Origin of the sequence: Buttiauxella gaviniae ATCC 51604, assembly GCF_001654835.1 — a bacterium.
Taxonomy (GTDB): domain Bacteria; phylum Pseudomonadota; class Gammaproteobacteria; order Enterobacterales; family Enterobacteriaceae; genus Buttiauxella; species Buttiauxella gaviniae.
This window is the reverse complement of the sequence record NZ_LXEP01000020.1, coordinates 36,360-61,353: the sequence shown is the minus strand read 5'-3', so window position 1 is coordinate 61,353 and position 24,994 is coordinate 36,360. Positions and strand designations below refer to the sequence as shown.

Below are 24,994 nucleotides of genomic sequence, written 5' to 3'. Positions count from 1 at the left end.
CGAGGGGTGTGTTCGCAAATGGCGAAAGAGAAAAAACGTGGCTTTTTTTCATGGTTAGGCTTTGGCCAGAAAGAGCAGGCTTCTGAACAAGAACCAGAACAAAAAGTAGCAGAAGAACAACCGGTTGCCGAAGAAGTTGTTGAGCAAATTATTGAAGCTGAACAACCGCAAGCCGCTGACGAAACTGCACAGCCAGAAGAGATTAAGCCAGAAGCGCAAACTGAGATTCAGCCAGAAGTTTTACCTGAAGCTGAACCTGTTGTGCTTGAAAAGCATGAAGAACCTGAAGCCTTCGCTGAAGAGATCGTAGAAGTCACTGAAAAACTCGTCGAAAGCGAAGTGGCTGCGGTTGAAGCGGAAATTATTCCAGAACCAGAACCAGAACCAGAAGTTACCGCGCAAGCTGCGGTCGAACACGAAGAGTTGCTGGTTCCTGAAGAGATAGTCACGCCAGAAGCGGCGCAGGTTGAATCATTAGAAGAGTGGCGGCCTGAGCAAGAACCTGTCGTATCTGAAACTGTTGTCGAAGCGGTCGTTGAAGCCGAACCGGTTGTCGAGACTGAAGAACTTGTTGAACCTGAAGAGGTTGCAGTCGCTCCGGTTGAAGCTATCGTAGTTGAAGATATTGCGGTTGAAGAAGTTGTTGTTGAAGAAGCTCCGGTAGAAGACGTCGTTGAAGACGTTTCAGTTGCCGCCGCTATCGTTGAAGAAGCTGCGGAGGAACTGGAGCCTGAGGAGACTCAAGCCGAAGAGGTCCAGCACGAACAAGAGCGACCAACCAAAGAAGGTTTCTTTGCTCGCCTTAAACGCAGCCTGATTAAAACCAAACAGAACCTCGGTTCCGGATTTATCAGTCTGTTCCGCGGCAAGAAAATCGACGATGATCTGTTTGAAGAACTCGAAGAGCAGCTGCTAATCGCTGACGTTGGTGTTGAAACCACGCGCAAAATCATCACAAATCTGACAGAAGGCGCGAGCCGTAAAGAGTTGCGTGACGCAGAAGCGTTGTACGGTCTGCTGAAAGAAGAGATGGGCGAAATACTCGCGAAAGTTGATGAGCCGCTGAAAGTTGAAGGCAAAACGCCATTCGTTATCCTCATGGTTGGCGTTAACGGCGTGGGTAAAACCACCACTATCGGTAAACTGGCTCGTCAGTTCCAGCAGGAAGGCAAGTCGGTGATGCTGGCCGCGGGTGATACCTTCCGCGCCGCTGCCGTGGAACAACTGCAGGTGTGGGGCGATCGTAACAATATTCCTGTTATTGCTCAGCACACAGGGGCTGATTCCGCCTCAGTGATTTTCGATGCCATTCAGGCCGCGAAAGCACGTAATGTCGACGTCCTTCTGGCGGATACCGCTGGGCGTTTGCAGAACAAATCGCACCTGATGGAAGAGCTGAAGAAAATTGTTCGCGTGATGAAAAAACTGGACGGGGATGCACCGCATGAGGTTATGCTCACCCTCGATGCCAGCACCGGGCAGAATGCGATTAGCCAGGCTAAATTGTTCCATGAAGCCGTTGGATTGACAGGCATTACGCTAACCAAACTCGATGGTACAGCCAAAGGCGGCGTGATTTTCTCCGTTGCCGATCAGTTTGGTATTCCGATTCGCTATATTGGCGTCGGCGAGCGTATTGAGGACTTGCGTCCGTTTAATGCGGGCGATTTTATTGAGGCACTTTTTGCCCGAGAGGATTAACAATGATTCGCTTTGAACACGTTAGTAAGGCCTATCTCGGTGGGAGACAAGCGTTGCAGGGAGTGACCTTCCATATGCAACCTGGCGAGATGGCTTTCCTGACCGGCCACTCAGGCGCGGGGAAAAGTACCCTGCTCAAGCTTATCTGCGGTATTGAGCGGCCAAGCGCCGGGAAAATTGCTTTTGGCGGCCATGATATTAGCCGCCTCAAGAGCCGCGAAGTGCCGTTCCTGCGTCGCCAGATTGGAATGATCTTCCAGGATCACCATCTGTTGATGGACAGAACCGTTTATGACAACGTGGCAATCCCGCTGATCATCGCGGGTGCCAGTGGCGAAGATATTCGCCGTCGCGTTAGTGCGGCACTGGATAAAGTCGGCCTGCTAGATAAAGCGAAGAATTTCCCGATCCAACTCTCTGGTGGTGAACAGCAGCGTGTGGGGATTGCCCGCGCTGTGGTGAACAAGCCCGCCGTTTTATTGGCGGATGAACCAACCGGTAACCTCGATGACGCACTCTCGGAAGGGATTTTGCGTCTGTTCGAAGAGTTCAACCGGGTGGGTGTAACCGTTTTGATGGCGACGCACGACATGGGGCTGATATCCCGCCGTAATTATCGCATGTTGACGTTAAGTGACGGTCATTTGCATGGAGGCCTGGCAGGTGAATAAACGCAGCGCGCTCAATCACATAAAGCGCTTCAGCAACAAGCTGGATAAAATCAACTCGCTGAATAAGCTAGGGGATTTAGGTCGCTCGGTGAAAAAACGTGGCAAAGGGCCTCAGTCGAAAAGCAAATCTCTAAAAGGTGGCGTGAACGAACAGTTCCGTTACGCCTGGCAGGGCGCTTTACAAGACCTGCGCAGCAAGCCATTAGCTACTTTCCTGACGGTGATGGTTATCGCCATCTCCCTGACGCTGCCTAGCGTGTGCTACATGGTTTACAAGAACGTGAATCAAGCCGCCACACAGTATTATCCTTCCCCACAAATCACGGTTTACCTCGATAAAGCGCTGGATGACAATGCCGCGCAGCAAGTGGTTGGCGCGATTCAGGCAGAAGAGGGCGTCGATAAAGTTAACTATCTTTCCCGTGACGAAGCGCTGGGTGAGTTCCGCAACTGGTCGGGCTTTGGTGGCGCGCTGGATATGCTGGAAGAAAACCCGCTGCCTGCGGTTGCCGTGGTTAACCCGAAACTCGATTTCCAGACCACCGACCACCTGAACACTTTGCGTGACCGCGTCGCCCGTATTAACGGTGTAGACGAAGTGCGCATGGATGACAGCTGGTTTGCACGGCTGGCGTCGCTGACAGGCCTTGTGGGCCGCGTAGCTGCGATGATTGGTGTGCTGATGGTTGCCGCAGTGTTCCTGGTCATCGGTAACAGTGTGCGCCTGAGCATTTTTGCCCGCCGCGACTCCATCAACGTGCAGAAACTGATTGGTGCGACGGATGGATTCATCCTGCGTCCGTTTTTATATGGCGGTGCGTTGTTAGGTTTCAGCGGGGCATTTTTATCGCTGATCCTGACCGAAGTTCTGGTGTGGCGGTTATCTTCTGCGGTGACAGAAGTGGCGCAAGTGTTTGGAACTAAGTTCGATCTTACCGGTTTAGGCTTCGATGAATGCCTGCTGTTACTGCTGGTTGCGTCCATGAGTGGATGGTTGGCGGCATGGATCGCAACGGTACAACATTTACGTCGTTTTACCCCAGAGTAAAAATTTTTTGATATACTTGTTCCCTGCTACGAATTACCCGTCAGCAGGGGACACGCTCCCACCTCGGTATGTGTTTCTCCTGCCCAGTTTCATAGCTCTGTCACATTTTGTGTGTAATATATGCACAGCTTTACAGTGAACTTGTGGATAACATCACTGTCTGAGTTTACTGTGGATGGTACGGTTTGGCGCTTGACGTGTGGTCAGGTGCAGCATGGTGTAGCAACCTGTACGTTAGTCTTAAGAGAGGGTTTGAATGACCAAAGAAATGCAAAATTTAGCTTTAGCCCCTGTTGGTAACCTGGAATCTTATATCCGGGCCGCTAATTCCTGGCCGATGTTAACGGCTGAGGAAGAGAAGGAGCTGGCTGAAAAGCTGCATTACCAGGGCGATCTGGAAGCAGCGAAAAGGCTGATCCTGTCTCACCTGCGCTTTGTTGTTCATATCGCTCGTAATTACTCGGGCTATGGCTTGCCGCAGGCTGACTTGATTCAGGAAGGCAACATCGGCCTGATGAAGGCTGTGCGCCGCTTTAACCCGGAAGTGGGTGTCCGTCTGGTGTCGTTCGCCGTGCACTGGATCAAAGCTGAAATTCACGAATACGTTCTGCGTAACTGGCGTATTGTGAAAGTGGCAACCACTAAAGCGCAACGTAAGTTGTTCTTTAACCTGCGTAAAACTAAACAACGTCTGGGTTGGTTCAACCAGGACGAAGTGGAAATGGTCGCCAACGAGCTGGGGGTTTCCAGCAAAGATGTCCGTGAAATGGAATCTCGAATGGCGGCGCAGGACATGACGTTTGACATGGGCAACGACGACGATTCAGACAGCGCGCCAATGGCTCCTGTGCTGTTCTTGCAGGATAAGTCTTCTAACTTTGCCGATGGCATTGAAGACGACAACTGGGAATCGCACGCGGCTGATAAACTCAGCGACGCTATGCTGGGACTGGATGAACGCAGCCAGGATATTATCCGTGCCCGTTGGCTCGACGAAGACAACAAAAGCACGCTGCAAGAACTGGCCGACCGCTACGGCGTTTCCGCTGAGCGTGTGCGTCAGCTTGAAAAGAACGCGATGAAAAAACTGCGCATGGCTATCGAAGCGTAAGTTATTTCGTCAGATAAAAAACCGCCTTCCGGGGCGGTTTTTTTATGCCCGTCACTTTCCCATTCAACTTGTGAAAAAATTGTTATTCCAAAAGCCGCAAATTCGGGTATGTTTTTAACTCTGAGTGCGGCGAAGGCACACGCGGTATTCGTAAATGAAAAATAAAATCGTGCCAAAACAACACAACAAATATCAATCAGAATAAGAATGGGGATCTCAGGATGAAAATGAAGGGCAAAGCGTTATTGGCGGGTTGTATTGCGCTTGCGATGAGCAACGCGGCATTTGCTAAGGACATCAAAGTAGCGGTAGTTGGGGCGATGTCTGGCCCGGTTGCACAGTATGGCGACCAGGAGTTTACCGGTGCAGAACAAGCGGTTGCTGACATTAATGCCAAAGGCGGCATCAAAGGCGACAAACTGGTTATCACTAAATACGACGATGCTTGTGACCCGAAACAAGCGGTAGCGGTCGCCAACAAAGTGGTTAACGACGGCATCAAATATGTTATCGGTCACCTGTGTTCTTCTTCCACTCAGCCTGCGTCTGACATCTACGAAGACGAAGGTATTCTGATGATTACACCAGCGGCAACAGCGCCTGAGCTGACCGCGCGTGGTTACAAATTGACAATGCGCACCACCGGCCTGGACTCCGATCAGGGCCCAACGGCGGCAAAATACATCCTTGAGCATGTAAAACCGAAAAATATCGCGGTAATTCATGACAAGCAGCAGTATGGCGAAGGCCTGGCGCGCTCGGTTCAGGACAACCTGAAAAAAGGCGGCGCTAACGTGGTGTTCTTTGACGGTATCACCGCAGGCGAGAAAGACTTCTCAACGCTGGTGGCACGCCTGAAGAAAGAGAACATCGACTTCGTTTACTACGGTGGCTACCACCCGGAAATGGGCCAGATCCTGCGTCAGTCTCGTGCAGCAGGCCTGAAAACTCAGTTCATGGGTCCAGAAGGTGTGGCGAACGTTTCGCTGTCTAACATCGCGGGTGAATCAGCCGAAGGCTTGTTAGTGACTAAGCCGAAGAACTACGACCAGGTTCCGGCGAACAAACCGGTTGTAGATGCGATTAAAGCGAAGAAACAAGATCCAAGTGGTGCGTTCGTATGGACCACATACGCAGCACTGCAATCTCTGGCTGCAGGCCTGAACAAGTCAGAAGATCCGGCTGAAATCGCGACGTACCTGAAAGGCGCAACGGTTGATACTGTAATGGGTCCGTTGAGCTGGGATCAGAAGGGTGACCTGAAAGGGTTCGAGTTTGGTGTGTTTACCTGGCATGCGAACGGTACTGCTACCGACGCCAAATAATTTATCGGGCACCTTTCGCGCCGCAGATGCGTTGGCTGCGTTGTTACTCGGCCCATCCTTGGGCCTCGCCCTTGTAGGGCCGCTGCAAGCAGCGTTCAAATCTGTTCCTGAGAGATTTGTTAACCCCGGTCACTTACTGGAGTAAGCTCCCGGGGATTTCACAACTTGCCGCCTTCCTGCAACGCGAAATGCTTCGATAAATAGGGGAGTGATAACAATTACAGTTATATCCCCCCATTTTTGTAGGTCGGATAAGCGAAGCGTCATCCGACGCTTCTATATCACTTTCCCCAACCGCTATTCTCAGCAGTAAACCCTACCGCTTCCATAAACGCATTCATCACATCGCGGTCTTCTACTCCCGCGTCGCTCATCCACCAACCGGTGATGTCAGGATTATCACGAATTACTTCTTCGACCAGATACTGCCCAACGCCACGGCGACGGGTGATTTCACGTACCCGCAGCGAATCCAGCGCGGCTTCATTGCCCGCGAGCGTAACCCGCACCGCGCCGAGCAGTCGGTCATTAAATTTTGCAGCGTAAATTCTGTGAGTATCAGTCAAAGCAAGCGAAGCGCTGGAGTATTCCGGCCAGATCTTAGCAAGATCAATCTCATCCTGAGCACTACACTCAAACAGACGAATGATGGTGAGTTTCATAAGCGAGCTAACCAAAAAGCGGGAAAACCCCGAGTGTAACCAATTTATTTGCGCCAGACGCTTTATCTTTTATCTGTCATATACCAGACGATTAATTTTTACGGCAAACGTATGCCAGTTCGATAAGCGGTAGATTGAAATATGGTCAGTATAAAACCCTAAAACCTAGTGATTTATTCCGCTCTTTGTATCGCTATTTTATGCTGAAAAAGCTGCTTTTTTTTGTTTAACTATGAGCAAATACAGAATAATATCTTTGCTTAATAGCCTGAAAAATAGAGAGTTTAGCTTTAAAAATTGTAAATTTTGGCGCTAAGCCCTTAAAGGCGCTCATAAAAATGGTTAAAGGCTAAAAAACACACAGTGCGTTTTTTGGTCACTATAAAACCACATAATCACGAACAGGAATTGGATCTATGAAAATGAACGCGAAGACATTACTCGCTGGAGTTATTGCGCTGGCGGTGTCTCACGCGGCAACCGCAGCAGACATCAAAGTTGCGGTTGTTGGTGCAATGTCTGGCCCGGTTGCGCAGTGGGGCGATATGGAATTCAACGGCGCGCGCCAGGCAATTAAAGACATCAACGCTAAAGGCGGCATCAAAGGCGACAAACTGGTTGCGGTTGAATACGACGATGCTTGTGATCCGAAACAAGCGGTAGCCGTTGCCAACAAAATCGTTAACGACGGTGTGCGTTATGTCATTGGCCACCTTTGCTCCTCTTCCACTCAGCCTGCGTCTGATATCTACGAAGACGAAGGCATCCTGATGATCACTCCGGGTGCAACGAACCCAGAGCTGACTGCCCGTGGTTACAAAATGATTATGCGTACCGCTGGCCTGGATTCTTCCCAGGGCCCAACGGCGTCTAAATACATTCTCGACACTGTGAAACCGAAGCGCATCGCGGTCATTCATGACAAACAGCAATATGGTGAAGGCCTGGCACGCTCTGTACAAGACGGCTTGAAAAAAGGCGGCGCGAACATCGTCTTCTTCGACGGTATCACTGCGGGCGATAAAGACTTTTCCACGCTGGTTGCGCGTCTGCAAAAAGAAAACATCGACTTCGTTTATTACGGTGGCTACTACCCGGAAATGGGGCAGATTCTGCGCCAGGCACGTGCTGTTGGCCTGAAAACCCAGTTTATGGGGCCAGAAGGCGTGGGTAACGCGTCACTGTCTAACATCGCGGGTGCAGCAGGTGAAGGTATGTTAGTGACCATGCCAAAACGCTATGACCAGGACCCGGCGAACAAAGCTATCGTAGACGAGTTGAAAGCTGAGAAGAAAGATCCGAGCGGCCCGTATGTCTGGATCACTTACGCAGCCGTGCAGTCTCTGGCGACCTCGCTTGAGCGCACGGGTAGTGCAGAACCTGCTGATTTAATCAAAGATTTGAAAGCAAACGGTGCGAAAACCGTGATTGGGCCGCTGAACTGGGATGAGAAAGGCGATCTGAAGGGATTTGATTTTGGTGTCTTCCAGTGGCATGCCGACGGTTCGTCTTCTGTAGCGACGAAATAGTAGCGGCAATTCTGGGTCATCCCACTTCTCCGGCGGCTATGCGCCGGAGAGGGTATAAATAAGGTTATTGTATGTCCGAGCAGTTCCTCTACTTCCTGCAACAGATGTTTAACGGCGTCACGCTGGGCAGTACTTACGCGCTGATTGCTATCGGTTACACCATGGTTTACGGCATTATCGGCATGATCAACTTCGCCCACGGCGAGGTGTATATGATCGGCAGCTACGTCTCGTTTATGATCATCGCAGCGCTGATGATGATGGGCATTGATGTGGGCTGGATGCTGGTGGGTGCAGGTTTCATTGGTGCTATTGTCATCGCCAGTGCCTACGGCTGGAGCATCGAACGTGTTGCTTATAAGCCTGTGCGTAATTCTAAGCGTCTGATTGCACTGATCTCTGCTATCGGGATGTCCATCTTCTTGCAAAACTACGTCAGCCTGACTGAAGGTTCACGTGATATTGCGCTGCCAAGCCTGTTTAACGGCCAGTGGGTCGTCGGTGCTAGCGACAACTTTACCGCAACCATTACCACCATGCAGTTGGTGATTTGGGTGGTGACATTCCTTGCGATGCTGGCGCTGACGCTGTTTATTCGCTACTCCCGCATGGGTCGTGCGTGCCGTGCGTGCGCAGAAGATTTGAAAATGGCGAGCCTGCTCGGAATTAACACCGACCGCGTTATCTCCCTGACCTTCGTGATTGGCGCAGCCATGGCTGCGGTAGCGGGTGTTCTACTGGGCCAATTCTACGGCGTTATCAACCCATACATCGGTTTTATGGCCGGGATGAAAGCCTTCACCGCAGCGGTTCTTGGCGGTATCGGCAGTATTCCTGGTGCGATGATTGGTGGCCTGATTTTAGGTGTTGCAGAAGCGCTGACCTCCGCGTATCTGAGCACTGAATATAAAGATGTTGTCTCCTTTGCGCTGCTCATCGTGGTTCTGCTGGTTATGCCTACCGGTATCCTGGGTCGCCCGGAGGTAGAAAAAGTATGAAACCGATGCATGTTGTTTTGGCGCTGCTTTCGGCGGCCATATTTTTCGTGCTGGCGGGCGTCTTTATGGGCGTTCAGCTAAGTCTTGATGGCACTAAGCTTGTAGTCCACAGCGCTGAAACGGTGCGCTGGGAATGGGTGTTGATTGGTACGGCGATTGTCTTCGTCTTCCAGTTACTGCGCCCTGCATTCCAGAAAGGTATGAAAAAAGTCTCCGGGCCGAAGTTTGTGCTGCCTGCGTTAGACGGTTCTACGCCGAAACAAAAACTGTTCCTGGCGGCACTGTTGGTGCTCGCTGTTGCGTGGCCGTTTGTGGTGTCACGCGGTACGGTGGATATCGCCACGCTGACCATGATTTATATCATTCTCGGTCTTGGCCTGAACGTGGTTGTCGGTTTGTCTGGCTTACTGGTTCTGGGCTACGGCGGTTTTTATGCCATCGGCGCTTATACCTTTGCGCTGCTCAACCACTACTACGGTTTAGGGTTCTGGACATGCTTGCCAATCGCCGGCCTGGTGTCTGCGGCGGCAGGTTTCCTGCTCGGCTTCCCGGTGTTGCGTTTACGGGGCGACTACCTTGCGATTGTGACGCTCGGCTTTGGTGAAATCGTCCGTATTTTGCTGCTCAACAACACCGAAATTACCGGTGGCCCGAACGGTATCAGCCAGATCCCAAAACCTACGTTGTTCGGTCTGGAATTCAGCCGCAGTACGCGTGAAGGCGGTTGGGACACTTTCAGCAACTTCTTTAACGTCGCATACAACCCCGGCGACAGGATTATCTTCCTGTACCTCGTTGCGCTGTTGCTGGTTGTGCTGTCGCTGTTTGTGATTAACCGACTGCTGCGTATGCCGCTGGGCCGCGCGTGGGAAGCGTTGCGTGAAGATGAAATCGCTTGCCGTTCGCTTGGCCTGAACCCAACGCGCATCAAACTGACCGCGTTTACCATCAGCGCCGCGTTTGCAGGCTTTGCCGGTACGCTGTTTGCTGCACGTCAGGGCTTTGTTAGCCCGGAATCGTTCACCTTTGCCGAATCCGCATTCGTGCTGGCGATTGTCGTACTGGGTGGTATGGGCTCGCAATTTGCCGTTATCCTCGCCGCCGTGCTGCTGGTGGTGTCGCGTGAATTGATGCGTGATCTGAACGAATACAGCATGTTGGTACTTGGTGGCTTGATGGTGCTGATGATGATTTGGCGTCCACAAGGCTTGCTGCCAATGTCGCGTCCGCAATTGAAGCTTAAAAAAGAGCAAGTGGAACAAGTGAAAGGAGAGCAGGCATGAGTCAGCCATTGTTATCCGTAAACGGCTTGATGATGCGTTTTGGCGGCCTGCTCGCCGTAAACAATGTTTCTCTGGAACTGCATCCACAAGAAATTGTTTCGTTAATCGGCCCTAACGGTGCCGGTAAAACCACGGTGTTTAACTGCCTGACCGGCTTCTACAAGCCATCAGGCGGTACGATTCTGTTGCGTGATCAGCACCTTGAAGGGCTGCCGGGTCAACAAATTGCACGAATGGGCGTGGTGCGTACTTTCCAACACGTTCGTCTGTTCCGTGAAATGACCGTGATTGAAAACTTGCTGGTTGCTCAGCATATGCAGCTGAAAACGGGTGTGTTCTCAGGTCTTTTGAAAACGCCTGCTTTTCGCCGCTCACAAAGCGAAGCGCTGGACCGCGCTGCAACTTGGCTTGATCGTATTGGCCTACTTGAGCAGGCTAACCGCCAGGCGAGCAACCTGGCGTATGGCGATCAACGCCGCCTTGAGATTGCACGTTGCATGGTGACTCAGCCAGAAATTCTGATGCTTGATGAACCAGCGGCTGGCCTTAACCCGAAAGAAACGCATGAGCTCGATGAATTAATCATGGAGTTACGCAACCATCACAACACCACCGTGCTGTTAATCGAGCACGATATGAAACTGGTGATGGGCATTTCTGACAGGATTTACGTGGTAAACCAGGGGACGCCGCTTGCGAATGGCACGCCGGAGCAAATCCGTAATAACCCTGACGTAATCCGTGCATATTTGGGTGAGGCTTAATATGGAAAATATCATGTTGTCATTTGACCATGTGAGCGCCCACTACGGAAAAATCCAGGCGCTTCATGAGGTCAGTCTGCATATTAAACAGGGCGAAATTGTTACCCTGATTGGCGCGAACGGCGCGGGAAAAACAACGCTGCTCGGCACATTGTGTGGTGATCCGCGCGCTTCCAGCGGCAAAATTACTTTTGATGGTAAAGACATTACCGACTGGCATACCGCGCGCATCATGCGTGAAGCCGTGGCGATCGTGCCTGAAGGCCGCCGCGTGTTTTCTCGCATGACTGTAGAGGAAAACCTGGCGATGGGCGGCTTCTTTGCGGAACGCGACCAGTATCATGAACGCATCCAACGCGTTTACGAACTGTTCCCGCGCCTGCTGGAGCGCCGTATTCAGCGTGCGGGCACTATGTCCGGTGGTGAGCAGCAAATGCTGGCGATTGGCCGTGCATTGATGAGCCAGCCGCGTCTGTTGCTGTTAGATGAACCATCGCTCGGTCTTGCGCCAATTATCATCCAGCAGATTTTCGACACTATCGAACAACTGCGCAGCGAAGGCATGACCATCTTCCTGGTCGAGCAGAACGCCAACCAGGCGTTGAAACTCGCTGATCGCGGCTACGTGCTGGAAAACGGCCACGTGGTGCTGGAAGACACCGGTGATGCGCTTCTGGCTAACGAAGCGGTACGTAGCGCCTACCTCGGCGGCTAGTTTATCGCTTCAAACCTAAGGAGCCTTTTGGCTCCTTTTTTTATGACATTTTGCCTCCAGTCATAATTCCTTCACTTCATCGTAACGATCCTGTCACCTCACGGTTATTTTTCTGTCATTCGCGCATGTCATGTTTTGATGCGAACAAAAACGCGTATTTTCGCGCAACTTATTCAACTCAAAATAATTCGAGAGATAAGACATGACTGCATCGTTACGACACACCGCAATTTGCCTTGCGCTAGGATGCGTATTTAGCAGCAGCGCTATCGCCGCCACCTCCATTCCGTTCTGGCATTCAATGGAAGGCGAACTGGGCAAAGAAGTTGATTCACTGGCTCAACGCTTTAACCAGACGCATCCAGACTACAAAATTGTTCCGGTTTATAAAGGTAACTACGAACAAAACCTGGCGGCAGGGATTGCGGCTTTCCGCTCGGGTAATGCGCCAGCTATTTTGCAGGTTTACGAAGTAGGCACGGCGACCATGATGGCCTCGAAAGCTATCAAGCCTGTGTATGAAGTGTTTAACGATGCGGGCATTAAGTTCGACGAATCCCAATTTGTGCCGACGGTTTCCGGTTACTACACCGACGCGAAAACCGGGCATCTGCTTTCCCAGCCTTTCAACAGCTCCACGCCAGTGCTGTATTACAACAAAGATGCCTTTAAGAAAGCTGGCCTCAACCCGGACCAGCCGCCAAAAACCTGGCAGGACCTGGCTGAATACACCGCAAAACTTAAAGCGGCAGGCATGAAATGTGGTTATGCCAGCGGCTGGCAGGGCTGGATTCAAATTGAAAACTTCAGCGCGTGGAACGGCTTGCCGGTTGCGACCAAAAACAACGGTTTTGATGGTACTGACGCCGTGCTGGAATTCAATAAACCAGAGCAGGTGAAACACATCGCTCTGCTGGAAGAGCTGAATAAGAAAGGTGATTTTAGCTACTTTGGCCGTAAAGATGAGTCCACCGAGAAGTTCTACAACGGTGATTGCGCCATCACAACCGCCTCTTCCGGTTCGCTTGCTGATATCCGCCATTACGCCAAATTCAACTACGGCGTGGGCATGATGCCTTACGACTCAACCATTCCGAACGCACCACAAAACGCCATTATCGGTGGGGCAAGTCTGTGGGTTATGCAGGGTAAAGACGCCGCAACATACAAAGGCGTTGCCGAGTTTATGCAGTTCCTTGCTCAGCCAGAAATCGCCGCTGAGTGGCACCAGAAAACAGGTTATCTGCCAATTACCAAAGCTGCGTATGACCTGACGCGCGAACAAGGCTTCTACGAGAAAAATCCAGGTGCTGATATCGCTACGCGCCAGATGATGAACAAGCCGCCATTGCCATTCACCAAAGGTCTGCGTCTGGGCAACATGCCACAGATTCGTACCATCGTAGATGAAGAACTGGAATCGGTATGGACCGGTAAGAAAACCCCTCAACAGGCGTTAGATAGCGCGGTTGAACGTGGAAATCAGCTGCTGCGCCGTTTCGAGCAGTCGACGAAGTCTTAAGTTTTGTTGGTGTCGGATGGCGCTTCGCTTATCCGACCCACGAAAGCCGTTGTAGGGTGGATTAGCGCATGCGACATCCACCATTAATCTCTATAAGAGCAACACTATGTCATCATCTCGTCCGGTGTTTCGTTCCAGCTGGCTTCCGTATGCCCTTGTCCTGCCGCAACTGGTTATCACCATTATCTTTTTCATCTGGCCTGCGGGCGAAGCGCTGTGGTATTCACTCCAGAATGTCGATCCGTTTGGGCTTTCGAGTACTTTTGTCGGGCTGGATAACTTCAAACAGCTTTTCCACGACAGCTACTATCTCGACTCTTTCTACACCACCTTAATTTTCAGTGGATTAGTGGCGGGTAGCGGCCTGCTGGTATCACTGTTTTTCGCCGCCCTGACGGATTACGTGATTCGTGGCAGTCGTATTTACCAAACGCTCATGCTGCTGCCGTATGCGGTGGCCCCGGCGATTGCCGCCGTATTGTGGATCTTCTTGTTTAACCCTGGGCGCGGCCTGCTAACCCACGTTCTTGAGCAGTTTGGTTACCACTGGAACCACGCGCAAAACAGTGGCCAGGCGATGTTCCTCGTGGTGTTTGCTTCGGTCTGGAAGCAAATCAGCTACAACTTCTTGTTCTTCTTTGCCGCCCTGCAGTCGATTCCTCGATCCCTGGTCGAAGCCGCTTCCATTGACGGAGCAGGCCCGGTGCGCCGCTTCTTCAAGTTGTCGCTGCCGTTGATTGCCCCGGTCAGTTTCTTCCTGCTGGTGGTAAACCTGGTTTATGCCTTTTTCGACACCTTTCCGGTTATCGACGCCGCAACAGGCGGTGGGCCAGTGCAGGCGACCACCACGCTTATCTACAAAATTTATCGCGAAGGTTTTGCCGGACTCGATCTCTCCGCGTCGGCAGCGCAATCAGTGGTGTTAATGCTGCTGGTGATCATCCTGACCGTAGTTCAGTTTCGCTTTGTGGAACGTAAGGTACGCTACCAATGATTGAGAACCGCCGTGGGCTGACGATTTTCAGCCACACCATGCTGATTCTTGGCATCATCGTGATTCTGTTCCCGCTGTACGTCGCATTTGTGGCGGCAACGCTGGATAACGAAGCCGTTTTTCAGACGCCAATGACGCTGATTCCGGGCACGCATCTGCTGGAAAACATGGGCTATATCTGGACGCACGGCGTGGGTGCCAACAGTGCGCCATTTGGCCTGATGCTGCTGAACAGTTTTGTCATGGCGATGGTGATTACCATCGGCAAAATCACGGTTTCCATGCTCTCCGCTTTCGCCATTGTCTGGTTCCGCTTTCCGCTGCGTAACCTGTTCTTCTGGATGATTTTTATCACTCTGATGCTGCCGGTTGAAGTGCGTATTTTCCCGACGGTGGAAGTGATCGCCAATCTCAAAATGCTCGATAGCTACACCGGCCTGACGCTGCCGTTAATGGCATCAGCGACCGCAACCTTCTTGTTCCGCCAGTTCTTTATGACGCTGCCTGACGAGCTTATGGAAGCGGCGCGTATCGACGGTGCATCGCCGATGCGTTTCTTCCGCGACATCGTGCTGCCGCTCTCAAAAACCAACCTCGCAGCGCTGTTCGTCATCACCTTTATCTACGGCTGGAACCAGTATCTGTGGCCGTTGCTGATTATCAGCGACGTTAACCTCGGTACGGCTGTCGCGGGTATTAAAGGGATGATGTCGTCTGGCGAAGGCTCTACACAGTGGAACCAGGTGATGGCGGCGATGCTGCTGACGCTGATTCCGCCGGTAATTATTGTTTTAGCCATGCAACGCGCGTTTGTGCGTGGCCTTGTTGATAGTGAGAAGTAACCCATGGCAGGATTAAAACTACAGGCAGTAAGCAAAAGCTGGGATAACAAAACCCAAGTGATTCAACCGTTAACGCTGGATGTGGCAGACGGCGAATTTATCGTGATGGTTGGCCCGTCGGGCTGCGGCAAATCAACATTGCTGCGTATGGTCGCCGGCCTTGAGCGTGTTACCAGTGGTGATATCTGGATTGATCGCCAGCGCGTCACCGAAATGGAGCCGAAAGAACGCGGCATCGCGATGGTGTTCCAGAACTACGCGCTGTATCCACATATGAGTGTGGAAGAAAACATGGCCTGGGGGCTGAAAATCCGTGGCATGGGCAAAGCACACATCCAGCAGAAAGTGGTGGAAGCGGCCCGAATTCTGGAGCTCGATGGTTTACTTAAACGCCGCCCGCGTGAGCTTTCCGGTGGCCAACGCCAGCGTGTGGCAATGGGGCGCGCGATTGTGCGGGATCCGGCTGTTTTCCTGTTTGATGAACCACTCTCAAACCTTGATGCCAAGCTGCGTGTGCAGATGCGCCTGGAATTACAACAGCTACACCGCCGCCTGAAGACGACCAGTTTGTACGTCACACACGACCAGGTTGAAGCGATGACACTGGCGCAGCGTGTGATGGTGATGAACAAGGGCGTCGCCGAGCAAATCGGCACGCCAGTTGAAGTCTACGAACGCCCGGCAAGCCGCTTTGTGGCGAGTTTTATCGGCTCACCGGCCATGAACTTGCTGGAAGGGAATATCAGTGCTGATGGCTCACGCTTTGAGCTGGCAGGCGGCATGGCGTTACCACTGGGAAATGCGGCAAACCTGCAACGAGGACGGGCTGTAACCCTGGGTATCCGCCCGGAACATATTGCGCTAAGCTCACAAACCGCAGGTGGAATCCCCTTTATAGTGGACACGCTGGAGATGCTCGGCGCGGATAATTTAGTGCACGGGCGTTGGGGCGAGCAAAAAATGGTGGTGCGCCTGTCGCACCAGGAGCGCCCGCAACCTGGCAGCACGCTTTGGCTGCATCTGCCTGAAAATAATCTACATTTCTTTGATAAAGAAAATGGACAACGTTTATGAGTAACTGGCCATACCCAAAAGTCGCGGCCCATCGTGGCGGCGGAAAACTGGCACCGGAAAACACGCTGGCAGCCATTGATGTTGGTGCGCGCTACGGTCATACCATGATTGAGTTTGATGCCAAACTTTCACAAGACGGGCAAATCTTCCTGCTGCACGACGACACGCTTGAGCGCACCAGTAATGGCTGGGGAATTGCGGGCGATTTGCCGTGGGATAAGCTGCTGAATGTTGATGCCGGAAGCTGGTTTAGCGGTGAGTTTAAAGGCGAGCCATTGCCTCTGCTTTCGCAGGTTGCCGCACGCTGTAAACAGCACGGCATGATGGCAAACATCGAAATCAAGCCGTCGACCGGCACCGATACGCAAACCGGGCAAGTTATCGCTCTGGCAGCCATTGAATTATGGCAGGGGCAAACCGCACCGTTGCTGTCTTCGTTTTCTATCGAAGCGTTGGAGGCGGCGCAAAATGCCGTGCCTGAACTCCCACGCGGGTTGTTACTCGATGAATGGCGTGATGACTGGCGGGAACTGACCACCCGACTTGGCTGCGTTTCCATTCACTTGAACCATCAATTGCTTGATGAGTCTCGTGTGAATGAGCTTAAAGCGGCGGGACTGCATATTCTGGTTTATACGGTGAATGCTCCCCAACGAGCAGCAACGCTGCTGCGCTGGGGAGTTGATACCATTTGTACCGACCGTATTGACCAGATTGGCGCTGATTTTACGGCCCAATAGTTTTCAGCGGAATACTCGGCTGTAATGGCGCTGAGTGATTACTTTGGTTAAGCATGCTGCCATTGCTTTTCGGTTGCAGCATGTGATCCTGACTGCTTGTACTGCTACTTCCACTCAACATCCCGCCGTTGTTATTTGGCAACACCTGCTGCGTTCCTACTTCCATCTCATTCGGCAGCGTTTTTTTCACCTTAAAGACGTCCTGCTGGGAATTATTGTTTATCTGCCCTTCCAAATGCTGTTGTTGCATACGCGTCTGCGTTTGTAACTGCTGATTCAACATCCCTTTTTGCTGTATCTGCTGCGTTTGCATCTGCTGCTGCATGCGTTGCTGACTTGGGATCTGGTAATCCGGTTGGTTTGGATTATTCAGGGTATTAATCGGCTGTGCCAAACAGGTCAATGGCAGCACAGCCGCCAGCATGAGTATTTTTTTCATCTTCACTTCCTCCATTTGGGGGATCTACTAAGTTTAATCGTTTTCCGTAGTTGCGAAGATTATTTAGGAATTATGGACCAGGCTTTATGGGCGATTGACTCTAAAACCCGTCGTCTTTCACGTTACAGATGCGTTGGCTACGTTCACTCACCCGAATCACTTAGTCCACTAAGCTCATCGGGATTCGTTCGCTTGCCGCCTTCCTGCACCATGAAATCCATAGGGTTTTATAAATATATGGAGAAAACAACGATGAAGCAGTGGAAAAAGATTCGTTTAGAAATTCTGCGCTGGATGACCGTTCCCGCGCTGATGATAGGACTGTGCCTCTGCGTTAGTGCTGCGCCCCCTCCGGTTGCAGCTCCTGTTTCCTACGGTGTGGAAGCGGACGTATATCACCCGGTACGTGCTGAAAATGGCATGGTGGCCTCGCAAGATTCACTCGCAACACAAGTGGGTGTCGATATCCTTAAACAGGGTGGCAACGCGGTAGATGCCGCCGTTGCCGTGGGCTTTGCGCTAGCGGTAACACACCCGCAGGCGGGTAATATTGGTGGCGGCGGCTTTATGATGCTGCGAACCAAAGATGGCAAAACCACCGCCATTGATTTCCGTGAAATGGCGCCAGAAAAAGCCACGCGCGATATGTTCCTCGATGCGCAGGGCAATGCTGACAGCAAAAAATCCCTTACTTCTCATCTTGCTTCAGGCACACCAGGCACAGTGGCAGGCTTCTCAATGGCCCTGGAAAAGTACGGTACTTTGCCGCTCAACAAAGTTATCCAGCCCGCCATCAAACTGGCGCAAGATGGTTTCACAGTGAATGATGCACTGGCGGAAGACCTGAAAGTATATGGCGCAGAAGTGCTCCCTAATCACCCAAACAGCAAAGCTATTTTCTGGAAAGCTGATGGGGAACCGCTGCAAAAGGGCGACAAACTGGTGCAGTCGAACCTCGCCAAAAGCCTGGAGATGATTGCCGAAAATGGCCCTGATGCCTTCTATAAAGGGGCCATTGCCGACCAGATTGCCGATGAAATGGCAAAAAATGGGGGGTTAATTAGCAAGGCCGATCTGGCGAATTACAAGGCTGTCGAACGTGCGCCAATCAGCGGTGACTACCGTGGCTACCAGATTTTCTCTATGCCTCCCCCGTCATCTGGCGGCATTCACATCGTTGAAATCCTTAATATTCTGGAAAACTTTGATCTCGGTAAATATGGTTTCGGCAGTGCCAATGCGATGCAGCTTACCGCTGAAGCTGAAAAATATGCTTATGCGGATCGCTCGGAATACCTCGGTGACCCTGACTTTGTGAAAGTGCCGTGGCAGGCGCTAACTAACAAAGCCTATGCCAAATCACTGGCGGAACAGATAGACATCAACAAAGCGCGCCCGTCGAGTGAAATCAAACCCGGTAAACTCGCGCCGTATGAAAGTAACCAGACCACTCATTTCTCCGTGGTGGATAAAGATGGCAACGCCGTTGCAGTGACCTATACGCTCAATACTGTATTTGGCACCGGCATTGTTGCAGGCAACACCGGCATTCTGATGAATAACCAAATGGATGACTTCTCGGCTAAACCGGGCGTGCCGAACGTTTATGGGCTGGTCGGTGGCGATGCTAATGCCGTTGGGCCGCATAAACGCCCGCTGTCGTCGATGTCGCCAACTATTGTGGTGAAAGATGGCAAAACCTGGCTGGTTACAGGTAGCCCGGGTGGTAGCCGAATCATCACTACTGTGCTGCAAATGGTGATGAATACCATCGATTATGGAATGAACGTCGCTGAAGCAACTAATGCACCACGTTTCCATCATCAATGGTTGCCTGATGAGTTAAGAGTCGAAAAAGGCTTTAGCCCGGATACACTTAAGCTGCTGAAAGATAAAGGGCAGAACGTCCAGGTGAAAGAGGCGATGGGCAGTACGCAAAGTATTATGGTTGGGCCAGATGGCTCGCTATATGGCGCATCTGACCCGCGTTCGGTTGATGATCTCGCCGCTGGTTATTAATCAATAACACCACTCCTCCCGCTGGGGAGTGGTGTTTTCGCAGACTATTCCTTTCATTACTCATCTCGGCGCTGATAAGTCCAGTTGTCTCAAAAAGTTTAATCTTTCGGGAGGATTCGGAGACTTGTTCTTTTGTAGTTTGGTGACATCAGATACTGGAAAAGTTGAGGTAATGATGATCAACCGACGTAATTTCCTGCTGGGAAGTAGTGTGGTTTCAGGCGTGGCGTTGATGGGGTTGTTACCATCGCTGTTTTCCCGCAAAGCTGTTGCGCAGGCATTGGCTGAAAAATTTGAATTCACGCTAACAGATGCCCAGTGGCATCAACGCTTAAGTGACGCGCAATTTTATATTTTGCGCGAAGCGGGCACCGAGCGGCCCTATACCAGCCCATTGAATGATGAGCACCGCAAGGGTGAATTTTCCTGCGCCGGATGCAAGCTTCCCCTTTTTTCTTCAGAGACTAAATTCGACAGCCATACAGGTTGGCCGAGTTTCTGGCAGCCTTTACCCAATGCAGCACTCACCAGCCGGGATATTTCGTTGGGTATGGTGCGCGACGAAGTGCACTGCCGCCGCTGCGGTGGGCATCTCGGGCATGTATTTGATGATGGCCCAAAACCCACGGGCTTGCGCTACTGCATGAATGGGTTGGCGATGATATTTACTCCAAAAGCGGTTTAAGTCAGGCATAACCTGTAAGTGAGTCTCACCATGAAAATTAACCGAAAAAGTATTCTGTCTCTGCGTAATTACAGCTTAATTGTGGGCTTGGTGGCGGCATCCGCGTTTGCCTTTCAGAGCAGTGCCTGGTCGATGGGAGGAGCTGAACCCGCTGTGGTTATTCCTGCGCCTGCACGCGATGAAGCACCTGGCTCATCACACAGCGAAATTGCGCTGTTCTCTGGTGGCTGCTTCTGGGGAGTTCAGGGTGTATTCCAGCACGTTAAAGGTGTGACTAACGCAGTATCTGGCTATGCTGGTGGCGATGCGCAGACCGCGAATTACGATCAGGTTAGTAATGGCGATACGGGCCATGCGGAAACTGTCCAGGTCACTTACGACCCAACTCAGGTGACATACGGTGAATTGCTGCATATCTTCTTTTCTGTTGGCCATAATCCAACCGAACTAAATAGACAAGGTCCGGATACCGGAACGCAATATCGTTCAGCTGTGTTTCCGATGAATGCGCAGCAGTCCGAAGTGGTGAAAGCGTATATCGCACAACTGAATGGCAGCCATAGTTACAGCAAGCCGATAGTGACGAAAGTGGAAAGTAATGGGCATTTTTATCCGGCGGAGGCTTACCATCAAAACTTCTTAAACGACAATCCGAATCACCCGTACATTGTGGTGAATGATTTGCCGAAAATTAAAGAATTGCAGCAGTACTTTCCACACAACTACCGTGAGCAGGCTGTACTGGTAAAAGAATAAATTAAGCGGGGGAGATGAACTCCCCCGTGGCCTTCACTGCATGTTCACTTTGTGGCGCGCCATATAATACGCATCCACATACTGACCATTGCGCAGCGCGTAATTCTTACCGGTACCTTCAACCTCGAAACCGAATTTCCGGTACACCGCCAGGGCAGGCGCGTTATCAACAAACACCGTCAACTCAATGCGTTCGATGCGCAGCCAGTTATCACACAGGTCGGTCATGGCTGCCATCAGCGCGCTGGCGACACCAAGATTGCGATGTTTCATACAAACACTCATCCCGAAAGTCGCAACGTGGCTGCGGCGCGGGTTGGGTTCAACAGACAGAACTAAATGGCCCATAACCACATCGTCGATGCAAGCCACCAGGCTTTTGCGTCCAGAAGGTGGATGCTTCATTCGTTCTTCCCACATTTCTAGCGAAGGATGAGGAATTTGTAGCGTGTTGTGATAAACCTCTGGCTGGGCGTTAATCTGACGTAAAGCATCAAGATCTCTTAATTCAGCATGGCGTATCACGATTTCACTCATTCCTTTTATCCTCAATTGGTTAGGTAACCCCTTCAACATTATTGACTTTTTAATTTTCGTCAACTGCCAATTTTTTCTAAAAAAAAGTAGACAAGTGCGAATGATAATGATTATTATTGCCATGCATTCAGGGGAGACCCCTACGGAGACATCCTGAAAGCACGACATTGCTCACATTGCTTCCAGTATTACTTTAGCCAGCTCTGCTGGCTTTTTTTTTGCCCTGCTTATTTGAAGCTGTAGCTGTGTTGGCTGCACTCACTCACCCGAATCACTTACATAAGTAAGCTCATCGGGATTCGTTCCCTTGCCGCCTTGCTACAACTCCAAATAATTTGGGCAAAACCCTCGCTCTTTATTATAAAAACATTGTTTTCGTAGGACGGCTTAGCGCCGCGACATCCGCCAAAGACTCAAGTATGGTAATTGCAATTCAAAGTCAAAAAGGACGAAGCAATGACCCTACACTGCGCTTTTATAGGTTTTGGCAAAAGTACCACGCGTTACCACCTCCCTTACGTTCTGGTCCGCAAAGATAAATTCCACGTTGCCCATATCTTCCGCCGCAATGAAAAGCCGGATATCGAGCAGCAGCCGGAATATAACCACATTCATTTCACCAGCGATCTGGACGAAGTGCTGAACGACCCGCAGGTCAAGCTGGTGGTGGTTTGCACCCACGCTGATAGCCACTTTGATTACGCGAAACGCGCGCTGGAAGCAGGCAAAAATGTGCTGGTGGAAAAACCGTTTACCCCGACACTTGCTGAAGCCAAAGAGTTGTTCGAACTGGCGAAAGCCAAAGGGCTGACCGTCACGCCTTACCAGAATCGCCGTTTTGACTCCTGTTTCCTGACGATGAAAAAAGCCATCGAAAGCGGAAAGCTTGGCGATATCGTTGAAATTGAAAGTCACTTTGATATGTATCGCCCGGTTGCGGAAACTAAACCAGGGCTGCCGGCAGATGGTGCGTTCTATGGCCTCGGTGTGCATACCATGGACCAAATCATCTCGCTGTTTGGCCGCCCCGATCACGTTGCCTACGATATTCGTAGCGTGCGTAATAAAGCCAACCCGGACGATACTTTTGAAGCGCAGCTTTTCTATGGCGATATGAAAGCCATCGTCAAAACCAGCCATTTAGTCAAAATCGATTACCCGAAATTCCTAGTTCACGGCACCAAAGGTTCGTTCATTAAGTTCGGCATCGACCAGCAAGAAACCAGCCTCAAGGCTTACATCATGCCGGGTGAACCGGGCTTTGCTGCAGACAGCAGCGTAGGCTTGCTTGAATATGTCAACGACGTGGGCGAAACCGTGCGCGAAGAGCTGAAACCGGAAGCGGGAGACTACGGGCGTGTATACGACGCGCTGTACGAAACCATTGTTAACGGCAGGCCAAATTACGTCAGAGAAATTGAAGCATTAACCAACCTTGAGATCCTCGAACGTGGTTTCGAGCAAGCTGCACCTTCTACTGTGACCCTCGCTTAACCAGAAATTTTACGCCTCTGACTCGTTCACTTTTTTTGAACAGAGGCGTCAATTTTCACCCTCTATGATCATTTCCGATTCGGGTCCACACTTAGCCCATCAAACGAATTGCGGAGAAATGAAGATGATCTTTTTAAGAAAAGCTGAAGAACGTGGTCATGCGAATCATGGTTGGTTGGATAGCTGGCACACCTTCTCATTCGCTAACTATTACGATGCCAATTTCATGGGTTTCTCGGCATTACGTGTGATTAACGAAGACGTAGTGGACGCTGGAGAAGGATTCGGTACCCATCCGCACAAGGACATGGAAATCCTGACCTATGTGCTGGAAGGCGCGGTTGCACACCGGGACAGCATGGGGAATGAAGAGAAGGTTCCTGCGGGTGAGTTCCAGATTATGAGCGCCGGCACCGGGATTACTCACTCCGAGTACAACCCAAGCAAAACTGAGCGCCTGCGTTTGTACCAAATCTGGATCATTCCAGACAAAACTGGCATCACGCCGCGTTACGACCAACGTCGTTTCGATGCACCGCAAGGCCGCCAACTGGTGCTTTCACCGGATGCACGTGAGGGTTCCTTGCTGGTGAATCAGGATATGGAACTGTCGCGTTGGGCGCTGGCGAAAGACGAACAATCTGTTTATCAGATTCCGGCTGAACGCCGTATCTGGATTCAGGTCGTGAAAGGTGATGTGTCGATTAATGGCACTCAGGCCAAAACCAGCGATGCTATCGCCGTGTGGGACGAACAAGCGATTTCGATTCATGCTAACGAAGCGAGTGAGATTCTGTTGTTCGATTTACCTCCAGTGTAATAAATACCGTTAGTTACCGGTCACAACCTTCCTCGGAAACAGGGGAAGGTTGTGCTTTGTCCGTGCTAAACTTCGTTGTCGATAGTTAACCCGCACAGCAGGACAATGAAAAAGAAAAGACCGGTATTACAGGACGTTGCAGACCGCGTTGGCATAACCAAAATGACGGTCAGTCGCTTTTTGCGTAACCCTGACCAGGTTTCCGCTGCGTTACAGGTAAAAATTGCCGCAGCCCTTGATGAACTTGGCTATATTCCGAACCGCGCACCAGACATCCTCTCCAATTCTACCAGTCGCGCAATCGGCGTGTTGTTGCCTTCGCTTACCAACCAGGTTTTCGCTGAAGTGCTTCGTGGTATTGAAAACGTTGTCGATGCTTACGGCTACCAGACCATGCTTGCTCACTACGGCTACAAACCGGAGTTGGAAGAAGAGCGTCTGGAATCAATGCTTTCCTGGAATATCGACGGTCTTATCCTTACCGAGCGTACCCATACTCCGCGCACCTTAAAAATGATTGAAGTGGCGGGTATCCCAGTTGTTGAATTGATGGACAGCATTTCGCCGTGCCTGGATATTGCCGTAGGGTTTGATAACTTCGAAGCAGCACGCCAGATGACTGCCGCCATTATTGCGCGTGGCCACCGCCATGTAGCGTATCTCGGTGCACGTCTTGATGAACGTACTGTGATTAAGAAAAAAGGCTATGAGCAGGCGATGAACGATGCCGGGCTTGTGCCATATAGTGTAATGGTCGAAAACTCCTCCTCATATTCCACCGGTATTGAATTGTTCCGTCAGGCCAGGCGTGAATATCCGCAGCTCGATAGCATCTTCTGTACTAACGATGACTTAGCCATTGGTGCGGCATTTGAATGCCAGCGTCAAGGCTTGAGTATTCCAAAAGATATGGCGATTGCCGGTTTCCACGGCCACGATATTGGGCAGGTAATGGAACCGCGTCTTGCCAGCGTACTGACGCCGCGTGAACGTATGGGGCGTATTGGTGCTGAGCGTTTGCTGGCGCGGATACGTGGCGAAACTGTTACGCCGCAGATGTTAGATTTAGGTTTTACTCTCTCTCCCGGCGGTTCAATTTAATTCCCCCGTCATACTTCAAGGTGCAGGTGTGTTAGCTGCACCCGCGCGCCCCAGTCACATAGTTATCTATGTTCCTGGGGACTTACGGCCTTCCTGCACCTCGAATTATTTAGGGGGAGTGGCAGTATTTTTTGATTTGGTTCACAGTTATACGCTTTGCAAGC

24 protein-coding genes are annotated in these 24,994 nt (G+C 51.2%); 21 read left to right on the top strand and 3 right to left on the bottom strand.

Features of this window, described 5'->3' with window-relative positions:
• The first annotated feature begins 18 nt into the window (after window positions 1-18).
• The 5 genes from ftsY (at window position 19) to M977_RS10305 (ending at window position 5,856) form a co-directional block, all read left to right on the top strand.
• Complete coding sequence (gene ftsY, locus M977_RS10325) at window positions 19-1,701, top strand: signal recognition particle-docking protein FtsY (protein WP_064514643.1); 1,683 nt, start codon at window positions 19-21, stop codon at window positions 1,699-1,701.
• A gap of 2 nt (window positions 1,702-1,703) precedes the next feature.
• Window positions 1,704-2,372, top strand: coding sequence for a cell division ATP-binding protein FtsE (ftsE, locus tag M977_RS10320; protein WP_034460521.1), 669 nt, complete (start codon window positions 1,704-1,706; stop codon window positions 2,370-2,372).
• Window positions 2,365-3,420 (top strand): permease-like cell division protein FtsX, encoded by a 1,056-nt coding sequence (gene ftsX / locus M977_RS10315; protein WP_064514922.1) that lies wholly within the window; start codon window positions 2,365-2,367, stop codon window positions 3,418-3,420. The genes ftsE and ftsX overlap by 8 nt, the downstream gene beginning before the upstream one ends.
• Before the next feature lie 256 nt (window positions 3,421-3,676).
• Window positions 3,677-4,531 carry an RNA polymerase sigma factor RpoH gene (gene rpoH, locus M977_RS10310; protein WP_034499532.1) on the top strand — a complete coding sequence of 285 codons (855 nt, stop codon included), beginning with the start codon at window positions 3,677-3,679 and terminating at the stop codon, window positions 4,529-4,531.
• Window positions 4,532-4,752: 221 nt separating this feature from the next.
• A complete protein-coding gene (locus M977_RS10305; protein ID WP_157092065.1) occupies window positions 4,753-5,856 on the top strand; it encodes a branched-chain amino acid ABC transporter substrate-binding protein in 1,104 nt (367 codons plus the stop codon).
• A gap of 281 nt (window positions 5,857-6,137) precedes the next feature.
• On the opposite strand, the gene panM is transcribed toward M977_RS10305, so the two are convergent.
• A complete protein-coding gene (gene panM, locus M977_RS10300) occupies window positions 6,138-6,518 on the bottom strand; it encodes an aspartate 1-decarboxylase autocleavage activator PanM (protein WP_064514641.1) in 381 nt (126 codons plus the stop codon).
• Between the two features lie 416 nt (window positions 6,519-6,934).
• Between panM and livK the strand changes: the two genes are divergently transcribed.
• The 10 genes from livK (at window position 6,935) to ugpQ (ending at window position 16,979) form a co-directional block, all read left to right on the top strand.
• Window positions 6,935-8,047: a high-affinity branched-chain amino acid ABC transporter substrate-binding protein LivK gene (livK, locus tag M977_RS10295; RefSeq protein ID WP_064514639.1), complete on the top strand. Its 1,113-nt coding sequence runs from the start codon at window positions 6,935-6,937 to the stop codon at window positions 8,045-8,047.
• A gap of 71 nt (window positions 8,048-8,118) precedes the next feature.
• Entirely contained in the window at window positions 8,119-9,045 is a 927-nt protein-coding gene (gene livH, locus M977_RS10290) for a high-affinity branched-chain amino acid ABC transporter permease LivH (protein WP_064514637.1), read from the top strand.
• Entirely contained in the window at window positions 9,042-10,328 is a 1,287-nt protein-coding gene (locus M977_RS10285) for a high-affinity branched-chain amino acid ABC transporter permease LivM (protein WP_064514635.1), read from the top strand. Before livH ends, M977_RS10285 begins: the two co-directional genes overlap by 4 nt.
• Window positions 10,325-11,092: a high-affinity branched-chain amino acid ABC transporter ATP-binding protein LivG gene (gene livG / locus M977_RS10280; RefSeq protein WP_034460506.1), complete on the top strand. Its 768-nt coding sequence runs from the start codon at window positions 10,325-10,327 to the stop codon at window positions 11,090-11,092. Before M977_RS10285 ends, livG begins: the two co-directional genes overlap by 4 nt.
• Window position 11,093: 1 nt before the next feature.
• Complete coding sequence (gene livF / locus M977_RS10275; RefSeq protein WP_034499522.1) at window positions 11,094-11,807, top strand: high-affinity branched-chain amino acid ABC transporter ATP-binding protein LivF; 714 nt, start codon at window positions 11,094-11,096, stop codon at window positions 11,805-11,807.
• A gap of 202 nt (window positions 11,808-12,009) precedes the next feature.
• A complete protein-coding gene (ugpB, locus tag M977_RS10270; RefSeq protein ID WP_064514633.1) occupies window positions 12,010-13,329 on the top strand; it encodes a sn-glycerol-3-phosphate ABC transporter substrate-binding protein UgpB in 1,320 nt (439 codons plus the stop codon).
• 106 nt (window positions 13,330-13,435) lie between these two features.
• On the top strand, window positions 13,436-14,323 hold the full coding sequence (gene ugpA / locus M977_RS10265) for a sn-glycerol-3-phosphate ABC transporter permease UgpA (RefSeq protein WP_064514631.1): 888 nt from the start codon (window positions 13,436-13,438) through the stop codon (window positions 14,321-14,323).
• A complete protein-coding gene (gene ugpE / locus M977_RS10260) occupies window positions 14,320-15,165 on the top strand; it encodes a sn-glycerol-3-phosphate ABC transporter permease UgpE (protein ID WP_064514629.1) in 846 nt (281 codons plus the stop codon). The genes ugpA and ugpE overlap by 4 nt, the downstream gene beginning before the upstream one ends.
• 3 nt (window positions 15,166-15,168) lie before the next feature.
• Window positions 15,169-16,239, top strand: a complete 1,071-nt coding sequence (locus M977_RS10255; RefSeq protein WP_064514626.1) for a sn-glycerol-3-phosphate import ATP-binding protein UgpC — start codon at window positions 15,169-15,171, stop codon at window positions 16,237-16,239.
• Entirely contained in the window at window positions 16,236-16,979 is a 744-nt protein-coding gene (gene ugpQ, locus M977_RS10250; RefSeq protein WP_064514624.1) for a glycerophosphodiester phosphodiesterase, read from the top strand. The genes M977_RS10255 and ugpQ overlap by 4 nt, the downstream gene beginning before the upstream one ends.
• Here the strand turns inward: ugpQ and M977_RS10245 are convergent.
• Entirely contained in the window at window positions 16,966-17,418 is a 453-nt protein-coding gene (locus M977_RS10245) for a DUF2756 family protein (RefSeq protein ID WP_064514621.1), read from the bottom strand. The two genes, ugpQ and M977_RS10245, sit on opposite strands and share 14 nt — an antisense overlap.
• 252 nt (window positions 17,419-17,670) lie before the next feature.
• On the opposite strand from M977_RS10245, the gene ggt reads away from it, so the two are divergent.
• From ggt to msrA, 3 genes are read left to right on the top strand one after another with little or no spacing between them, the layout of a single operon-like run.
• Complete coding sequence (gene ggt / locus M977_RS10240; protein WP_064514619.1) at window positions 17,671-19,437, top strand: gamma-glutamyltransferase; 1,767 nt, start codon at window positions 17,671-17,673, stop codon at window positions 19,435-19,437.
• 31 nt (window positions 19,438-19,468) lie between these two features.
• Entirely contained in the window at window positions 19,469-20,122 is a 654-nt protein-coding gene (gene msrB / locus M977_RS10235) for a peptide-methionine (R)-S-oxide reductase MsrB (RefSeq protein WP_245163502.1), read from the top strand.
• Window positions 20,123-20,152: 30 nt separating this feature from the next.
• Window positions 20,153-20,878 (top strand): peptide-methionine (S)-S-oxide reductase MsrA, encoded by a 726-nt coding sequence (gene msrA / locus M977_RS10230; RefSeq protein WP_064514617.1) that lies wholly within the window; start codon window positions 20,153-20,155, stop codon window positions 20,876-20,878.
• A gap of 33 nt (window positions 20,879-20,911) precedes the next feature.
• Here msrA and yhhY read toward each other — a convergent pair whose 3' ends face one another.
• On the bottom strand, window positions 20,912-21,415 hold the full coding sequence (yhhY, locus tag M977_RS10225; protein WP_064514615.1) for an N-acetyltransferase: 504 nt from the start codon (window positions 21,413-21,415) through the stop codon (window positions 20,912-20,914).
• A 456-nt stretch (window positions 21,416-21,871) separates the two neighbouring features.
• Here yhhY and M977_RS10220 point away from each other — a divergent pair, with 456 nt between their 5' ends.
• The 3 genes from M977_RS10220 (at window position 21,872) to gntR (ending at window position 24,830) form a co-directional block, all read left to right on the top strand.
• Window positions 21,872-22,909, top strand: coding sequence for an oxidoreductase (locus M977_RS10220; RefSeq protein WP_064514613.1), 1,038 nt, complete (start codon window positions 21,872-21,874; stop codon window positions 22,907-22,909).
• Between the two features lie 124 nt (window positions 22,910-23,033).
• A complete protein-coding gene (locus tag M977_RS10215) occupies window positions 23,034-23,729 on the top strand; it encodes a pirin family protein (RefSeq protein ID WP_064514611.1) in 696 nt (231 codons plus the stop codon).
• A 105-nt stretch (window positions 23,730-23,834) separates the two neighbouring features.
• Window positions 23,835-24,830 (top strand): gluconate operon transcriptional repressor GntR, encoded by a 996-nt coding sequence (gene gntR / locus M977_RS10210; protein ID WP_064514609.1) that lies wholly within the window; start codon window positions 23,835-23,837, stop codon window positions 24,828-24,830.
• The last annotated feature ends 164 nt before the right edge of the window (window positions 24,831-24,994 follow it).

Excerpts from the sequence above, each read along its gene's own strand:
- yhhY (WP_064514615.1), bottom strand. The coding sequence starts at position 21,415 with ATGAGTGAAATCGTGATACGCCATGCTGAATTAAGAGATCTTGATGCT.
- gntR (WP_064514609.1), top strand. The coding sequence starts at position 23,835 with ATGAAAAAGAAAAGACCGGTATTACAGGACGTTGCAGACCGCGTTGGC.
- ftsY (WP_064514643.1), top strand. The coding sequence starts at position 19 with ATGGCGAAAGAGAAAAAACGTGGCTTTTTTTCATGGTTAGGCTTTGGC.
- livF (WP_034499522.1), top strand. The coding sequence starts at position 11,094 with ATGGAAAATATCATGTTGTCATTTGACCATGTGAGCGCCCACTACGGA.
- M977_RS10220 (WP_064514613.1), top strand. The coding sequence starts at position 21,872 with ATGACCCTACACTGCGCTTTTATAGGTTTTGGCAAAAGTACCACGCGT.
- panM (WP_064514641.1), bottom strand. The coding sequence starts at position 6,518 with ATGAAACTCACCATCATTCGTCTGTTTGAGTGTAGTGCTCAGGATGAG.
- M977_RS10285 (WP_064514635.1), top strand. The coding sequence starts at position 9,042 with ATGAAACCGATGCATGTTGTTTTGGCGCTGCTTTCGGCGGCCATATTT.
- M977_RS10255 (WP_064514626.1), top strand. The coding sequence starts at position 15,169 with ATGGCAGGATTAAAACTACAGGCAGTAAGCAAAAGCTGGGATAACAAA.
- livK (WP_064514639.1), top strand. The coding sequence starts at position 6,935 with ATGAAAATGAACGCGAAGACATTACTCGCTGGAGTTATTGCGCTGGCG.
- msrA (WP_064514617.1), top strand. The coding sequence starts at position 20,153 with ATGAAAATTAACCGAAAAAGTATTCTGTCTCTGCGTAATTACAGCTTA.
- M977_RS10215 (WP_064514611.1), top strand. The coding sequence starts at position 23,034 with ATGATCTTTTTAAGAAAAGCTGAAGAACGTGGTCATGCGAATCATGGT.
- ugpA (WP_064514631.1), top strand. The coding sequence starts at position 13,436 with ATGTCATCATCTCGTCCGGTGTTTCGTTCCAGCTGGCTTCCGTATGCC.
- M977_RS10305 (WP_157092065.1), top strand. The coding sequence starts at position 4,753 with ATGAAAATGAAGGGCAAAGCGTTATTGGCGGGTTGTATTGCGCTTGCG.
- ugpQ (WP_064514624.1), top strand. The coding sequence starts at position 16,236 with ATGAGTAACTGGCCATACCCAAAAGTCGCGGCCCATCGTGGCGGCGGA.
- rpoH (WP_034499532.1), top strand. The coding sequence starts at position 3,677 with ATGACCAAAGAAATGCAAAATTTAGCTTTAGCCCCTGTTGGTAACCTG.
- livH (WP_064514637.1), top strand. The coding sequence starts at position 8,119 with ATGTCCGAGCAGTTCCTCTACTTCCTGCAACAGATGTTTAACGGCGTC.
- ugpE (WP_064514629.1), top strand. The coding sequence starts at position 14,320 with ATGATTGAGAACCGCCGTGGGCTGACGATTTTCAGCCACACCATGCTG.
- M977_RS10245 (WP_064514621.1), bottom strand. The coding sequence starts at position 17,418 with ATGAAAAAAATACTCATGCTGGCGGCTGTGCTGCCATTGACCTGTTTG.
- ugpB (WP_064514633.1), top strand. The coding sequence starts at position 12,010 with ATGACTGCATCGTTACGACACACCGCAATTTGCCTTGCGCTAGGATGC.
- livG (WP_034460506.1), top strand. The coding sequence starts at position 10,325 with ATGAGTCAGCCATTGTTATCCGTAAACGGCTTGATGATGCGTTTTGGC.
- ggt (WP_064514619.1), top strand. The coding sequence starts at position 17,671 with ATGAAGCAGTGGAAAAAGATTCGTTTAGAAATTCTGCGCTGGATGACC.
- ftsE (WP_034460521.1), top strand. The coding sequence starts at position 1,704 with ATGATTCGCTTTGAACACGTTAGTAAGGCCTATCTCGGTGGGAGACAA.